The sequence below is a fragment of the Paraliobacillus zengyii genome, from assembly GCF_003268595.1.
Classification (GTDB): domain Bacteria; phylum Bacillota; class Bacilli; order Bacillales; family Amphibacillaceae; genus Paraliobacillus_A; species Paraliobacillus_A zengyii.
The window spans coordinates 2572594-2589076 of record NZ_CP029797.1; the positions used below are offsets into that span (position 1 = coordinate 2572594).

Genomic DNA, 16483 nt, shown 5'->3' on the forward strand with positions numbered 1-16483 from the left:
TGACTCATAACATAATGCCCGATATTATTAACAATTGTAATTACTACTAAATTTATCGGGAAAGGATGTTTTTATGGATACAGTAGCAAATGTTCAACCTATTAATGATGTAAAGGATCCAGTAAAAAGACAAGGTACTGGTTTAAATAAACCTCAAATTAAGTTAATAGTTGCTGGGTTAATTATATCAGCGATATTAATGATTTATCTGATGGCTACGCAAAATATTGTTCAACCTTTATTACTTGTAATAGGACTTTTAATTGGTTATACGTTATTTCATGCACGATTTGGTTTCACTTCAGCATTTCGCAGATTAGCTTCAGTAGGTAACGGGCAATCCCTACGTGCACATATGTTAATGCTAGCTGTTGCAGTTACATTATTTGCTCCAATTTTAGCTTTTGGTTATTCATTTTTTGGAGATGGTGTCTCTGGTTATGTCTCACCTGTTGGGGTAAGCCTTTTGGTAGGCGCTTTTCTATTTGGTTTAGGCATGCAACTAGGAGGTGGCTGTGCTTCTGGTACACTTTACGCACTAGGTGGCGGTCGTTCTGTCATGTTTATCACGCTACTCTTTTTCATTGTTGGTTCCACAATTGGTGCTTATCACCTACCATTTTGGACCGAAGACTTACCAGCATTTGAACCTATTTCACTAGCAACCTCCACAGGTTTAGGTTATGGTGGTGCTTGGATATTATCAATTGCTTTATTTGGACTAATTGCATGGATTACCTTAGTAATTGAGAAAAAGAGAAAACCACCTAAAATGGCACCGATACCTTCAGAAATAGGTTGGAAACGTATTTTACGTGGATCTTGGCCACTATTTACTGCTGCTATTGTATTAGCAGTATTAAACGCTATAACATTAATGACTCGAGGTGCTCCTTGGGGTATTACTTCAGCTTTTGCTTTATGGGGTTCAAAAGTTGCTCAATTTGTTGGGTTCGATGTAGCGAATTGGGGTTATTGGCAAGGTGCAAATGCTGCATCACTCGATGCTTCTATTTTTGCAGACTCAACAACAGTATTGAACTTTGGCGTTATCTTAGGTGCATTTCTAGCTTCTGCAGCTGGGGGTCTTTTCAAATTCACTAAAATCACTGGCAAGAATGCCGCTGCATCTGTTATAGGTGGCTTATGCATGGGATATGGTGCTCGTCTTGCCTTTGGCTGTAATATTGGTGCTTACTTTGGTGGAATTGCATCATTTAGTTTACACGGCTATATATGGGGAGCACTCGCATTAGCAGGAACGTTTGTAGCATTATTCCTCCGCCCAATGTTTGGCTTATCTGTACCAAAAATAAAAGATACTTTTTGTTAAAAAAAGGCTCACCACAAATGTGGTGAGCCTTTAAAATTCCTTCATTCAAACTAAATCTTGAAAAATTTGATACAATTTCTTATCTACTACATTTTCAGCATTAAAAATTTCATCAAACGTGTGATAAGTGATTTCATTTTTCTCCATACCCAATGCAACACCAGTAATGTCCGCTTCAATTAATTGAATTACCTTATGTCCCATTCTGCTTGTAAATAACCGATCAAATGCTGTTGGTGTACCGCCACGTTGGATATGACCTAGAACAGTAGGTCTTGTATCTAATTTTGAATGTTCCTTTATTAATCGAGCAACTTCTTCTGCTTTTCCTGCCCCTTCAGCGACCATAACGATACTATGTGTTTTTCCTCTTTGAAAACCACTAGTAAGTTTTTTTGAAATTTCTTCAATATCCCACGCAAACTCGGGTATTAAAACAGCGTCAACTCCACTAGAAATACCTGCCTGTAATGCAATATCACCACAACTTCTACCCATCACTTCAATCACACTGACACGTTCATGACTACTCATTGTATCTCTAAGGTTGCTTATCACATCTGTCACTACATTTAATGTAGTATCAAATCCAATTGTATAATCTGTTAACGGGATATCATTATCAATCGTTCCTGGTAAACCATATGTTTTAATTCCACGTTTAGCAAGTGCCTGTGCACCGCGATAACTACCATCTCCACCAATTACAACAAGGGAATCAATTCCTTGTTCCTTTAAGTTACTTATCGCTTTATTTTGTCCCGCTTCTGTTTTAAATTCCTCAGAACGTGCAGATTGTAAAAATGTTCCCCCCCGATACAGAATATCACTCACATCATGTGTTCCTAAAGTTATAAAGTCATTTTCCATTAGACCTTTAAATCCTCTTTTTACACCAATCATCTCAAATCCATTGGCAATACCAGTACGAACCACAGCACGTATGGCACTATTCATTCCTTGTGAATCGCCACCAGAAGTCAAAACAGCAATTTTTTTCATTATACCCAACCTTTCTTTATGTATCTATACCCTACTTTATCTATAATGCTTATCTATCATTGATTCTATTATAACATGAAGTAATTCTATACAATAAACAAAGTATTGACTTATTTTTTTCCACAAATATATTCAAAAAACCACTATTCTAGTAAGAACAGTGGTTTTGATAATTATTTAAATCGTATTAAAAAGTATTTCTTCTTACCTCTACGAATAATAGTAAACGTATCATCAATACGGTCATTTTCATCTAGATTATAAGTTAACTCTTGCTGACGATCGCCATTAATGTATACAGCACCATTTTGAATATCTTCGCGCGCTTGACGTTTAGATGGTGAAATGTTTGCTTCAACTAAGACATCAATTAATGCTTTTTCTTCTTTAACTAAATCAACTGTCGGTACATCTTTAAAACCTTGTTCAATTTCTTTACCATTTAATGCTTTAATATCACCACTAAATAACGCGGCGGAAATTTTTTGTGCCTGAGCTAATGCTTCTTTTCCATGCACTAATGTTGTCATTTCTTCTGCTAGTCGAATATGCGGCACTCGTTTTTCTGGAGCTGCTTCTAATTCCCTTTCCAATTCTTCCACTTCAGTAATCTCTAAGAATGTAAAGTATTTTAAAAACTTGATAACATCACGATCATCTGTATTAATCCAGAATTGGTAGAACTCATATGGAGAAGTTTTTTCTGGATCTAACCAGATAGCACCACCAGCTGTTTTACCGAACTTTGTACCGTCTGCTTTTGTGATTAACGGTACAGTCAAACCAAATACTTTTGTTTCATCTTGTTCGGTTCTAGACCTTCGAATCAATTCCATTCCAGCAGTAATATTTCCCCATTGGTCGCTTCCTCCAATTTGCAAGGTGCAATTCTCTTTCTCATAAAGGTTTAAAAAGTCAAATGATTGAAGAATCATATAGGTGAATTCAGTAAATGAGATACCATTTTCTAAACGTGATTGAACGGAATCTTTCGCAAGCATGTAATTAATACTGAAATGTTTGCCTGTATCTCTTAAAAATTCAATTAACGTCATATTGCCAAGCCATTCTGCATTATTACGTGCTACCGCACCATTTTCATCATTACCGAAATCTAAAATAGTTGCTAACTGTCGTTTGATTTGATCACTAAAATGTTGAACCGTTTTTTCATCATTTAATTGACGTTCTGTTGACCGACCACTTGGATCACCAATCATACCTGTACCACCGCCGATTAATGCAATCGGTCTATGGCCTGCTTGTTGGAATCTTTTTAACATTAGCGCTGGAACTAAATGTCCAATATGCAAACTATCAGCAGTTGGATCAAATCCACAGTACAATGTAATGACATTTTCCTTTAACTGCTTTTCTAAGCCTTGATCATCTGTAATTTGTTGAACCAATCCACGTTCTTTCAAATCTTTTAAAATATCCATAACCCTCACTCCACTTCTTATTAGTAAATAATTGCAAACAAAAACGAGCATATCTTATCCCTAAGAAGGGGCGAGATATGCTCGCGGTACCACCCTCGTTGCAACAGTTAGTTGCCACTTCATTTCATAACGATGCATGGTAGCACCGTCTTCTATTAAAGAAGAAACTCCGGAACGTAATTCATAAGGTAATTGTGTACTGACTTACACCAAACGTCAGCTCTCTGTAACAGGGAATTATCTTACTACTGCATTCTTTCATAGCGTTAATTATTTATCATTGTGTTACATTAATATCACAGATTTATTACAATTGCAAGAGAAAGCGTTAAACTTTTGGACATATTAATTCTTAATTAAACATTTATGCTATAATATAGATTGGAATTTTAGGAGGGCTTATTATGGATTTTAAACGCATTTTTCATAAAATATATACATCCATTAGCAGTTGGTGGAAGAAAGGAGAGTTTCAGCGTATATCACGTATTGGTTATGATATAGTCTGGAATATCACACTTTTCTTCATTATTATAGGAGTTGTTGGCTTCTTTTTTGCAGGGGGGCTTGGAGCAGGATATTTTGCATCTTTAGTAAAAGACGAGCCTGTAAGAGCAGAGGCAGATATGAAAGAAGACATTTATAACTACTCAGAAACTTCAGAAGTTTATTTTGCAGATGAAGTTTATATGGGTGAAATTAGTTCTGATTTATATCGAGAAGAAGTTACCCTAGATCAAGTCTCAGAAAATGTAAGCAATGCTATTATTGCAACTGAGGATGGATACTTTGAAACACATAATGGCGTCGTTCCAAAAGCAATATTGCGTGCACTATTTCAAGAAGTAACTAATTCAGCAACAAAAACTGGTGGAAGTACTTTAACACAACAGATCATTAAAAATCAAATATTAACAAATGAAGTGTCATTTGAACGTAAAGCTAAAGAGATATTACTAGCGATGCGCGTTGAAGGATTTTTAGAGAAGGACGAAATTTTAGAAGCATATTTAAATATTGTACCTTTTGGTAGAAATGCAAACGGTCGTAATATTGCTGGTATTCAAACAGCAGCAGAAGGCATCTTTAATGTAGATGCAATAGATTTAAATATTGCACAAGCTGCATTTATAGCTGGACTTCCTCAAAGTCCAATTACTTATACGCCATTTACTAATAATGGTCAGATAAAAGATGAAGAGAGTCTGCAGGCAGGTATGGATCGAATGAAAACTGTTCTTACAAGAATGCTTGAGGAAGAATATATAAGTGAGGCAGAATATAACGAAGCGCTAGAATATGATATTGTCGCTAACTTAGCGGAGCCAACACCTACAAGTTTTTCTGAGTATCCTTATTTAACAAATTTAATTCGGGATAGAGCTACAGAAATATTACGAACACAATTAGCAGAAGCAGATGGCTATACAGAAGAAGATTTACAAGATGAAACATTGCAAGAGGATTATCAAATTAAGGCAGAAAGAGAATTAAGTCAAGGTGGTTATAAAATCCAAACCACAATTAATAAAGAAATTTATGATGCACATCAAGATCTTGCAGCAAATTTCAATAACTATGGACCAGAAAAAACGGCGATAAATCAAAATACTAAAAAAGCAATCATGACTACAAATGAAGAAACTGGAGAAGAAGAACCACTTGTTCAACCTGTTCAAGTTGGTGGTATATTAATCGATAATGCTACCGGTAAAATTATTAGCTTTGTTGGCGGAAGAGATTTTGATATATCAAATAAAAACTATGCCACTGATGTACCAAGATCCATTGGTAGTACTGCGAAGCCATTAATAGATTACGCACCAGGAATGGAAGAAGGAACGGTTCAACCTGGATCAATCATTGCAGATGTTGACTTACCAACAGATGAAGAATTCCCAGGAAACTATTCAAAAGGTTATCACGGACTCGTTACTGCAAGACAAGCGTTAACACAGTCATACAATGTTCCTGCAACAAGAGTATTTCTAGATATATTAGATATAGGTGTGAATCCTATCGAGAAGTATTACAAAAAAATGGGCTTTAGTAATGTTCCAGAAGCAACATACAATTCACTAGCAATTGGTACAACAGAAGCTAGTGTGGAGGAAAATGTAAATGCATATGCGACATTTGGAAACAACGGCAACTTTACTGATGCATTTATTATTGAAAAGATTGAGTCAGGCGAAGGTGAAGTAGCCTATCAACATGAAAGTGAGTCAGTAAAAGTATTTAGCGAACAAACAAATTATCTTATGATCGATATGATGCGAGATGTCGTGACACAGGGTACTGCGACTACAGCAAGATCAAATCTAACTAATCAAGGGGTAGATTGGGCAGGTAAAACAGGAACAGGTGATGAATTTAAAGATACCTGGTTTGTCGCAACCAATCCAAATGTTACGGTTGGAACTTGGATGGGCTATGATTATAATCAATCTTTAACAGATGGCTATAGTGGTCGCAATCAAGTTTTCTGGGCACAACTCGTTAATCTTGCCACCGAAATTGATCCAGACCTAATGGCTCCAAGTTCTAGCTTTGAACGACCAGACGGTATTGTATCAAGTTCTTATTGTAAAACATCTGGACTTTTACCTACTAGTATATGTAGTGATTTAGGGTTAGTAGGATCAGATATATACAATTCGAAATTTGTTCCGACTGAAAAAGATAATAGTCTAATTGGTGGACGTTATGTGATCGTGAATGAAGAGGCAGTTATTGCTGGGGAAAATACGCCAGAGGAATTTACAAATGAAAATGGGGTCGCCTTTAATCCCGATTGGCTTAAAGATAATGGTTATGATAACTTAAGTAATATTACTGGGACATTATTACCCAATAATAGTGCGCTTGGTTCGGATGTTGAAGTTCCTAGTACAGATGAAATAGAGAATGATGGTAAAGCACCAAACGCACCAAGTTCTGTCTCTAAATCAGGAAGTGCATTAACTTGGAACAAATCGTCCAGTAATGATGTTGTTGGTTATCGCATTTATCGTGCCAATGATCCAGACAGTAATTTCAGGCTAATTGGTAGTACAACTGACACTAATTTAAACGTCGGAAATTCAGAAGCTGTTTATCAAGTTAAAGCTGTTGATTACTTTGGTCAAGAATCCAAAGCTTCCAATGAGCTAGAGGTTGGCGATTTCAGTGAACCTGAACCTGAGCCTGAGCCAGAAAACGATAATGAACCAGAAGAAGATACTTCAGAAGATAATGAAGCAGAAAATGAGAATAGTGAGCAAGAGCAAGAGGAAAATAACGAAGAAGAAGAATCTGATCAGGGTAATTCCGAAAATAATGAAGAATCTACTCAAGATAGCAGCAACGAGGCTGATAGTAACAACAATGAGGATTAACAAAAAGAGGCTGGGACATAACTAGCCAAAATAACGAAAAAGATTCCGATCATCTTAGGAAGATGGTCGGAATCTTTTTTTGTTGGATTATTTTCAGGATTTGTTGCACCATGCGCATGCTTAGCCGTGTACTTTCTCAAGTTCACCGCCATGAATGCAAATCCTAATTCATTTTCCACTTTCTTCTTGCCTCTTACTGACATACGAGTGAAACGCAAATTAGCCTTCAAAAATCCGAAGACTGGTTCTACATCTATTTTTCGTTTGCCATAGATTTTACCGGTTTCTTTTTCTGAAAGCTGCTGTTTTGTGTATGCTTTTTGTTGTTCCCATTTTTCATTATAATAAATTTTTCGATTATTTCCTTCCTTTGCTTTTGTACAGTGGGAACGCAACGGACAATCCGAACAGTCTTCACATTCATAGACTTTAAAGGATCGGGTGAAGTTATCTTTACCTGTTCGATTAGATAGATACTGGAAAGCCACTTTTTTATCATTTGGACAACGGAAAGAATCACTCGCTTCATCATACGCCCAGTTCATTGTGTTAAAAGGGTCTTGCTTATATTTCTTTGTCTTCTCTTTTCGATACATATTGTATGTAATCAGCGGGATGCGCTCCCGATTAATGCGGACATCTTCATAATTCTGTTCACTTCCATACCCTGCATCAGCTACGATATATGTGGGAAGTTCAAAGAAGCTTTCCTCGATTTTATCTAGAAAAGGAGTGAATGTGCGTACATCAGTTGGATTGGGAAATACGTCATATGCGAGTGTATATTGTCCTTCGGTCGCAATTTGTACATTGTAACCTGCTTTTAATTGGCCATTCTTCATATAATCGTCTTTCATGCGCATAAAGGTGGCATCATGGTCTGTCTTTGAATAACTATTGCGCGCTTCAAATATAAGCCTATCCTTTTCGTATTTTTGTTTGCGTGCTACGTAATCTTTAAACTGTTTGCGGTATTTTTTTGGTGTTTTCCTTGCAGAGCGAAGCTGCTTCCGTTTGCTGACATCTTTACTTTCTTCGATCTGTTTGTCGTATCCTTCAACGGTCTTCTCTAGTTTCTCAACTACTTTTTCGAGTTCTTTAGTGGATAGTTCTTCCGTACTTTCGCGTTCTATTTCTGGAATAATTTCGTTTGCCAATAATTCATCGTACAGTTGATTTGATTTCTCCACCAAATTCGCACTGTATTTTTCAATCGCTTTTCGCCAAACAAACGTAAATTTATTGGCATTTGCTTCTATTTTGGTGCCATCAATAAAGATCGCTTCCTGGTCAATCAGCTCTTCTTTCACCAGTTGGCATCGAAATTGTACAAAACATTGGCGTAACAGTTCTTGTACTTCTTCATTGACTCGAAAACGATTAATCGTTCGATAGCTTGGCTCATAACCTTGCGCTAACCACATCATGCGTACACTATCTTTCAGTAATGATTCAATTTTTCTTCCAGAGAAAACAGATTGCGTGTAAGCACATAAAATAACCTTCATCATCATGCGTGGATGATAAGCAGGACAACCTGTTTCATGTAAGAAAACAGAAAATGCTTTATCAGGTATTTGTTCTACTAAGTCATGGATCGTATAGGCAATATCATTTTTTTGTAATTTCATTTCAAAATCTAACGGCAGAATTACTTGATTCATGTTATAATCTTTAAACATAAGGATACCTCCGATTGTTATTGTGTGGTACTTTAATTTTATCAGAAGGTATCCTTTTTTACTTACTAAAATTTTCGATTTTATAAAAAAGTTGCATCTTCCAACTACCGTTGGAAGATGCAACTTTTTATTGTTTATCTGAGTTTTGTCCCAGCCTCTTTTTGTTTCTTCACATAAAAATAGCTCCATCTCATTTAGATGGAGCCATTACTAAATTTAATATCGATCTAAGCATTCGCGATGCACGCAAACTACTCAAAATCCTGATTTAATTCTAAAATAACCATTTCAACACGTCGGTTTCTACTCCAATTTTCTTCAGAGTTATTCTCGACTATTGGTTTTGTATCTCCATAACCAACTGCCATGAATCTACCCTCATCTAAATCACTCGAATCAATAATCTTACGTATAACACTACTGGCTCGCGCACCCGATAGTTCCCAATTTGAAGGATATTGCAAAGTAGATATAGGACGATTATCTGTGTGACCTTCTACTCTTACATTATTAGGTATATTTTCAAGTAGTAAGCCTACTTTATCTAGAAATGGTTCGCCTGAAGCTTTAATTTCAGCTTCAGCTGAATCAAATAAAACTCTTTCTTGTAAAATTAAAACAACACCTTGATCAGTTCGATTTGCTGTAATCGTATTTTGTAAATCATTCTCGTTTAAAAAGGCTTGAATCTCTGCTAACAATTCATCCAGTGTATCTTGATTATCTTCTAACATTTCACTATTGGTTTGCTCATTTGAATCAATTACTTCCGTTTCTGATTCAGATAGATTATTATTCGTTTCTTCTGCTCCCTCATCTTCTACTTGCGGTTCAGCATTTTCCGTTGGATTGTCCATTTCTAACGTAGAAGGAAAGGTATCAAAAATCATACGGTTACGGAAAGATTCTGCCACAGCTTCGAATTTGACTAGATCAATTTGTGACATAGAGAAAAGTAATATGAAAAACACTAAAATGAGCGTTACTAAATCGGCGTAAGTTACCATCCACTTCGGAGAGCCTTTATCTATCCGTTTTTTACGACGCTTCATTTGCTACATCCTCCGCACCCTCATCTATTCCTTCTTCTTGTTTTTTCTTCATATTTTCAGATAGGAAAGCACTTAATTTCTCTTTTAGAATTCTTGGATTCTGGCCAGATTGAACACCGATGACTCCTTCTATAACAATTTGTTTCATGAATATTTCTTCATCTGTTTTTATTTCTAGTTTTCCTGCCATGGGTATGAATACTAGATTTGCCAAAACAGATCCATAAAACGTTGTTAATAACGCTACAGCCATATTTGGACCGAGTGTGGTTGGATCGGTTAGGTTATTCAGCATTAATACTAAACCAATTAATGTTCCAATCATTCCCCATGCCGGGGCATACTCTCCAGCCTTTTCTAGAATAATACGACCCTTTAAATGCCGATCTTCCATTGCTGTAATCTCAGCATTCATAATATCATTAATTACTTCTGGCTCAATACCATCTATTGCTAATAATACACCTTTTTTAATAAAAGGATCTTCTACACTCTCTAACTCATTCTCTAGCGCTAATAAACCTTCGCGTCTTGCTCTTTCTGATAACCGTTCAAATAATTGAATTAGATCACCAAGGTTCTGCTCATTTCTGTTAAATGTTTCTTTTAATACGCTACCTGTTAACTTTATTTGCTCTAAATTGAAATTAATCAATAGAGCGGCAACTAAACCACCTAATACGATGATAATGGAAGCGACCTGTATAAACGAAACAAATCCACTAGTACCACCACTTGAAATAATACCAAAAATTATCATAATAAAACCTAATGTTATGCCAATTGGGGTTAAAATATCTCTTTTTTTCATATGCCCTCTCCCTAACTTACGTGCAAACTTGTATGACTTAGCCTCATGCCAAGGATTTGCAATTTGATATTTTATATATCGGCATTAATTTGATTTTGTTGAGTTCCTTTCGATAATTTGGTGTGGTAAAATAACATTTGATTCTTGAACTTCTTCTTTATTCATATACTTAGTTAATAAGCGCATTGCTACAGCTCCAATATCATACATAGGTTGAACGATAGTAGACAATGTAGGTCTAACCATTGTTGCAAGACGCGTATTATCAAAACCAAATACTTCAATATCTTCAGGGACATTCAGTCCTTTATCTTGAATACCGTGTATAACACCTAATGCCATTTCATCCGAAGCAACAAATATTGCTGTCGGCTTACTTTCTAATGCAACAAGTTGTTCTGCCGCTTCTATTCCAGAATCGTACGTGTAATCACCTTTAATGACGAAGGATAGATCTACTTCTTGTTTTGACTCTACTAAAGCACGCTCATACCCTTTGTACTTCAATTCATTTATTGGTGTTTCTTCAAGAGCAGATACAAAAGCAGGTTTAGCATGTCCTTTTTCAATTAAAAATTGGGTTGCTTCATAAGCTGCATGTTCATAATCAATATTTACCGAAGATATCGTTTCTGTTGGATCGATAGTAGCGGCCAATGTTACTGGTACTGGAGATGTTTTAAATTGTTGTACATGTTCTTCCGTTATTTTTCCACCCATAAAAACAATACCATCTACTTGTTTTTCTAACATAGTGTTAATTAGTTTTATTTCTTTGTCTACGTTTTGATCGGAGTTACTTAAAATAATATTATATTTATACATATTTGCAATATCATCAATTCCTCTAGCTAATTCAGAGAAAAATATACTTGAGATATCGGGAATAATAACACCAACAGTTGTTGTCTTTTTACTTGCAAGACCACGTGCCACTGCATTTGGACGATACCCTAATTCTTGAATTGTATTTAACACCTTTTTACGTGTTGCGGGTTTCACATTCGGATTGCCATTAACCACTCGTGAAACTGTTGCCATTGATACATTTGCTTCCCTTGCTACATCATATATTGTTATATTCATCTTAATTCTACCTCCGTATATTCCTTTTAATTAGCCTGACACTCTTTATTTAATCATACGTTACTATAAGTTATTGCGCAATGATTCACTATGTATTAAAGATTTATCACATGCATGTGTTATATTATATCAAATTTTAAGTTTTTTTGTTATGAAAAGAATATATATATCTTATTTACAAAGTTTTGCCCTCTTGATTAGACTACAAACAAGAGGGCTGTTTATTATTTATAATTTGCTACTTCCTTCATAAATCGATCAAACATCTCAAAGTCCATTTGTTGTGCTGCGTCCGATAAAGCAACTGCTGGATCAGGGTGTACTTCTGCCATCACACCATCAGCTCCTATTGCGAGCGCAGCTTTTGCAGCAGGAATTAATAGATCTCGTCTTCCTGTAGAATGTGTTACATCAACCATAACAGGTAAATGTGTTTCTTGTTTTAAAATAGGTACAGCTGTTATATCCAATGTGTTACGAGTTGCTGTTTCGTATGTTCTGATACCTCTCTCACAAAGAATAATATTCCCATTCCCTCTAGAGTTAATATACTCTGCTGCATTAATAAAGTCCGCAATAGTGGCAGACATTCCCCGTTTTAATAAGACGGGTTTATTTACTTCACCTGCTGCCTTTAATAATTCAAAGTTTTGCATGTTACGTGCACCGATTTGTATAACATCAATATAGTCTAAAGCTTTTTCAATATCTGCTGGATTTACAATTTCACTCACAACTGCTAAACCATACTCATCTGCAACACGCTTTAAGATTTCTAATCCTTCAAAGCCTAGACCTTGGAAATCATAAGGAGATGTTCTTGGTTTAAACGCACCACCACGTATTAGCTTGAGACCTTTCTTTTTAACCTGCTCTGCAACTTGAGCAACTTGTTCATAACTTTCTACTGCACAAGGACCGAATATGAAATGTTGGTTTCCATCACCAAATTTTTCACCGTTTATTTCAATAATAGTATCTTCCGGTTTTTTCTTTCTAGAAACTAGTAATGCCTTGCTATGATTATCTTCTTGTAAATCTAAACCAGCTTTAAAAATTTCTTTAAAAAGATGAATTATCGTAGCATTTTCAAATGGCCCTTTATTATTTACCTTAATTAATTCAAGCATATCACGTTCACGAACTGGGTCATAACTATGATTTGCACCCTGTATTTCCTTTACCTCTCCAGATTTTTGAACTAATTCTGCGCGTTTATTGATCAATTTTAATATTTCTAAATTAATTTGATCAAGTTCTTGTCTTAATTGATCGAGTTCTTGATTACTCAATTGGACTACCCCCTGTTTTGATTTCACGTTATAATAGATATAAGACGTTTTTTTAATTAGTCACAATTATAGCTAATATTTTAATACTTGTCATTATTATGTTTAAATATTTAGTATATTCTTTATCTTTCATCATATGTAACCATGTAGTATAGAAAGGATTAAATTTTATGAATGAGTATATTTTCGCATTAGATATTGGAACACGTTCTGTTGTCGGATTAATTTTGGAACAAACAGATGAGCATTACAAACTAATTGATTATGTTATGCAAGAACACGAGGAACGTTCGATGTTAGATGGGCAAATCCATGACGTAGTTGCTGTAGCAAAGGTAATTCATCAGGTGAAAGAGAAGCTAGAACTTAAGCATACTATTAAGCTCACTAAAGTATGCGTTGCTGCTGCTGGAAGAGCTCTTAAAACAAAGCGAACGACAATTACTAAAAATATTGAACAGCACCCACTAATAGAAAAAGAAGACATTCTCTTTTTGGAACTCAGTGCCGTACAACAAGCCCAACATGATTTAGCTTTGGAGGAAGCAGATAATTTGAGTACGCATTATTATTGTGTAGGATATTCCGTTATACAATATAAATTAGATAATGATATAATTGGCTCTCTCATTGATCAACAAGGTAGTAAGGCTGAAGTTGAAATTATCGCCACCTTCTTACCAAAAGTAGTTGTTGAATCATTATTGTCCGCATTACAACGTGCGGATTTAGAAATGGAAGCACTGACACTAGAACCTATTGCTGCAATCAATGTCCTTATTCCCACTTCTATGCGAAGACTTAACGTTGCTTTAGTTGACATTGGAGCTGGTACGAGTGACATTGCCTTGACTGATAGTGGTACAATTGCTGCTTATGGCATGGTACCACGTGCAGGTGATGAGATAACAGAAGCTATTAGTGATCACTATTTGTTGGATTTTAAAGAAGCAGAACGTGTTAAGAAAGAAATTACGGGAAATAATGAATCCATTATTACCGATATTTTAGGATTTGAAGAAAAGATTCTTTTTGATGAACTTGCACAAGCAATAGATGGTGCAATTGAAAAGCTCGCAGATGCGATAGCACAAGAAATTTTAGAGTTAAATACAAAGGCCCCTAAAGCAGTTATGTTAGTTGGGGGTGGAAGTTTAACACCTAATTTGACAATCAAATTGGCTGAAAAGTTACAGTTGCCAGTAAATCGTGTTGCCATTCGTGGAACAGATGCTATTCCGAATTTAAAATTTGCTGCTGAAGTTCCTGCTGGTCCTGCTTTCATTACACCGATCGGAATTGCAATTGCTGCAAAACAAAATCCAGTTCATTATATAAGTGTAACAGTAAATGATCGAGCCGTTCGATTATTCGATATGAAACAATTAACTGTTGGTGATTGTTTGCTAGCTGCTGGTATCCATATTGATAAATTATATGGTCGTCCTGGAATGGCTTATATTATAAGTTTTAATGGACAGAGTATCACTTTACCTGGCACTTATGGCAAAGCCCCCTCTATTCTATTGAATGGACAACCTATAACAATAGAAGAACCTATTAAACATGGGGATATCTTACATGTTGAAAAAGGGGAGAATGGTAAAAACCCTATCGTTACAATTGAAGAGTTAGTCGGTGAAGTAAATACATTTACTGTTTATTTGAATGAAAGAAAACAGTATGTAAAACCTTCTATTGAAGTCAACGGAGTAAAAAGCAATTTAGATTATGTATTAAAAGATCATGATAAGGTAAATGTGATTGAATCAAAAACTGTAGAGGATTTTTTAATAAAACACAATAGACAAGACATTTTAACTGAATTATACACTTTTAAAATTTATATTGATGGGGAAGTAAAAGAATTAAGTGATTTCTCAACTAAACTTCTGGTCAATGGAAAAGTAGCAAAAAACAAAACAGTATTACAACCTGGAAATAAAATCGAGGTAGTGAATAGACAAGTTCCCACTATAGGAAATGTATTGCATGCTTTATCAATTGAATTAGATCAATCGATGTCAATAACATATAATGGGGAGCCTATCCTATTAAATAAGCAAACAATACGTGTTTTTCAACAAAATAAAGAGCGGGATATAGATGATCTTTTATATCATGGGGACAAGTTAGAGCTTAGATCAACAGAAGAAACTGGCTTTATATTTCAAGATATATTCCGACATATTTCTATAGATTTATCAAAAGTAAAAGGTAGTGTAGATATCAAAAAAAATGGTAAACCAACAACCTTTTTCGAACCGTTAGAACCAAACGACGAAATTACAATTAACTAACAGGGCCTTTTCACCATCGTTATTACTTTGTAAAACGTCACAGAGAAAAACTACGACATAACATACCTTGTTGGAAATATACTCCGCTTTCCGTGGGCACGGCTTCAGCTAACTTAGTAAAGCAACAAACGCTTTACTAAGTGGATCTTCAGCCCGTGCTGTTCCCACAGGAGTTTACGTATATTTCCAACGCTAGGTATGCATTTCTTTCATGAGTTAAAAATTACAATTATGAAAGAGAGACAATCGGTTTATTGCTATTTTAGTTACATACACTTTAGCAATAAACAAGCTTATCAATTGTTTGTATTTTAAATTATAGAGTGATCTTAAAAGCTAGCAGAGGATGGTTGAGATTCCTGTGGGAATAGCAAATGTTTTCAATGGGATGATCAATCCCACGAACCGAACATTATTTATAAAAGCGTTCTTTGCTTCTATAGAATGCTGAGTTCGTGCCCACGGAAAGCGAAACCATTTCCTGATGTAGCGAGTAAGACCAGAATGTGACGTTGCAGTTGATGATAATAACTAGGTAGTTACGTTTGAATTTATTGGTTTAGTTAAAGACAAAGAAAAGGGTTGTAGCTATTTTTCAGCTACAACCCTTTTTATATATTAGCCTTGTTTTTTTACGTCTTTTGCTGCTTCATCAATTGCTTCTGCAACTTCTTCAGCTGCCTCTTCTGCCGTTTCTTTGACAACATCAGCATCTTCTTGTGCGGTATTGATCTTTTCTTGAATAGTCTTAGTTGTTTCTTTAAACTTATCGCCTAATTCTTGTGATTTTTCTGTAACATTCTTTTGTACCTGTGCAGATGTTTCTTTTGCATAATCTTTCCACTCTGTTCCTTTTTCATATGCAACATCTTTCCAATCGCTTGCACGTTCTTTAATAGTGCTAGCTCCTTGGTTTAACTCTTCACGCAGTTCTTTACCAGCCTTAGGTGCAAATAGTAAAGCGACCGAAGCACCTACAATACCTCCGATTAATGAACCGATTAAAAAGTCTTTGCTATTAATATTCTCGTTCTGTGCTTGATTTTGTTCTTCTTGATTACTCATTCCTATTCCTCCCTATTTTCTATTTCTTATCTATATAAACT

The 16483-nt window shown here is 35.5% G+C and carries 11 protein-coding genes and 1 other annotated feature; of the genes, 3 read left to right on the forward strand and 8 right to left on the reverse strand.

Features of this window, described 5'->3' with window-relative positions:
- Positions 1 to 73: 73 nt before the first annotated feature.
- On the forward strand, positions 74 to 1333 hold the full coding sequence (locus DM447_RS13130; protein ID WP_112181652.1) for a YeeE/YedE family protein: 1260 nt from the start codon (positions 74 to 76) through the stop codon (positions 1331 to 1333).
- Between the two features lie 45 nt (positions 1334 to 1378).
- Here DM447_RS13130 and pfkA read toward each other — a convergent pair whose 3' ends face one another.
- Together pfkA and tyrS are read right to left on the reverse strand one after the other, a co-directional pair.
- Positions 1379 to 2335: a 6-phosphofructokinase gene (pfkA, locus tag DM447_RS13135; protein ID WP_117161662.1), complete on the reverse strand. Its 957-nt coding sequence runs from the start codon at positions 2333 to 2335 to the stop codon at positions 1379 to 1381.
- A 173-nt stretch (positions 2336 to 2508) separates the two neighbouring features.
- Positions 2509 to 3777, reverse strand: a complete 1269-nt coding sequence (tyrS, locus tag DM447_RS13140) for a tyrosine--tRNA ligase (RefSeq protein ID WP_112181654.1) — start codon at positions 3775 to 3777, stop codon at positions 2509 to 2511.
- A 63-nt stretch (positions 3778 to 3840) separates the two neighbouring features.
- Positions 3841 to 4048, reverse strand: a binding site (T-box leader).
- Positions 4049 to 4181: 133 nt separating this feature from the next.
- Here tyrS and DM447_RS13145 point away from each other — a divergent pair.
- Positions 4182 to 7154, forward strand: coding sequence for a transglycosylase domain-containing protein (locus DM447_RS13145; RefSeq protein WP_112181655.1), 2973 nt, complete (start codon positions 4182 to 4184; stop codon positions 7152 to 7154).
- On the opposite strand, the gene DM447_RS13150 is transcribed toward DM447_RS13145, so the two are convergent.
- The 5 genes from DM447_RS13150 to DM447_RS13170 form a co-directional block, all read right to left on the reverse strand.
- Positions 7151 to 8836: an IS1182 family transposase gene (locus DM447_RS13150; RefSeq protein ID WP_112181656.1), complete on the reverse strand. Its 1686-nt coding sequence runs from the start codon at positions 8834 to 8836 to the stop codon at positions 7151 to 7153. The genes DM447_RS13145 and DM447_RS13150 overlap by 4 nt on opposite strands.
- 251 nt (positions 8837 to 9087) lie before the next feature.
- A complete protein-coding gene (gene motS / locus DM447_RS13155; RefSeq protein ID WP_112181657.1) occupies positions 9088 to 9888 on the reverse strand; it encodes a flagellar motor protein MotS in 801 nt (266 codons plus the stop codon).
- A complete protein-coding gene (motP, locus tag DM447_RS13160) occupies positions 9875 to 10699 on the reverse strand; it encodes a flagellar motor protein MotP (protein WP_112181658.1) in 825 nt (274 codons plus the stop codon). Before motP ends, motS begins: the two co-directional genes overlap by 14 nt.
- Before the next feature lie 84 nt (positions 10700 to 10783).
- Positions 10784 to 11785 carry a catabolite control protein A gene (gene ccpA, locus DM447_RS13165; RefSeq protein WP_112181659.1) on the reverse strand — a complete coding sequence of 334 codons (1002 nt, stop codon included), beginning with the start codon at positions 11783 to 11785 and terminating at the stop codon, positions 10784 to 10786.
- A gap of 224 nt (positions 11786 to 12009) precedes the next feature.
- Entirely contained in the window at positions 12010 to 13077 is a 1068-nt protein-coding gene (locus tag DM447_RS13170; protein ID WP_112181660.1) for a bifunctional 3-deoxy-7-phosphoheptulonate synthase/chorismate mutase, read from the reverse strand.
- Between the two features lie 170 nt (positions 13078 to 13247).
- Between DM447_RS13170 and DM447_RS13175 the strand changes: the two genes are divergently transcribed.
- Positions 13248 to 15377 (forward strand): cell division protein FtsA, encoded by a 2130-nt coding sequence (locus DM447_RS13175; RefSeq protein ID WP_112181661.1) that lies wholly within the window; start codon positions 13248 to 13250, stop codon positions 15375 to 15377.
- Between the two features lie 618 nt (positions 15378 to 15995).
- On the opposite strand, the gene DM447_RS13180 is transcribed toward DM447_RS13175, so the two are convergent.
- On the reverse strand, positions 15996 to 16442 hold the full coding sequence (locus DM447_RS13180; protein ID WP_112181662.1) for a YtxH domain-containing protein: 447 nt from the start codon (positions 16440 to 16442) through the stop codon (positions 15996 to 15998).
- Between the last annotated feature and the right edge of the window lie 41 nt (positions 16443 to 16483).

Excerpts from the sequence above, each read along its gene's own strand:
- motS (WP_112181657.1), bottom strand. The coding sequence starts at position 9,888 with ATGAAGCGTCGTAAAAAACGGATAGATAAAGGCTCTCCGAAGTGGATG.
- DM447_RS13145 (WP_112181655.1), top strand. The coding sequence starts at position 4,182 with ATGGATTTTAAACGCATTTTTCATAAAATATATACATCCATTAGCAGT.
- ccpA (WP_112181659.1), bottom strand. The coding sequence starts at position 11,785 with ATGAATATAACAATATATGATGTAGCAAGGGAAGCAAATGTATCAATG.
- DM447_RS13175 (WP_112181661.1), top strand. The coding sequence starts at position 13,248 with ATGAATGAGTATATTTTCGCATTAGATATTGGAACACGTTCTGTTGTC.
- DM447_RS13130 (WP_112181652.1), top strand. The coding sequence starts at position 74 with ATGGATACAGTAGCAAATGTTCAACCTATTAATGATGTAAAGGATCCA.
- motP (WP_112181658.1), bottom strand. The coding sequence starts at position 10,699 with ATGAAAAAAAGAGATATTTTAACCCCAATTGGCATAACATTAGGTTTT.
- pfkA (WP_117161662.1), bottom strand. The coding sequence starts at position 2,335 with ATGAAAAAAATTGCTGTTTTGACTTCTGGTGGCGATTCACAAGGAATG.
- DM447_RS13180 (WP_112181662.1), bottom strand. The coding sequence starts at position 16,442 with ATGAGTAATCAAGAAGAACAAAATCAAGCACAGAACGAGAATATTAAT.
- tyrS (WP_112181654.1), bottom strand. The coding sequence starts at position 3,777 with ATGGATATTTTAAAAGATTTGAAAGAACGTGGATTGGTTCAACAAATT.
- DM447_RS13150 (WP_112181656.1), bottom strand. The coding sequence starts at position 8,836 with ATGTTTAAAGATTATAACATGAATCAAGTAATTCTGCCGTTAGATTTT.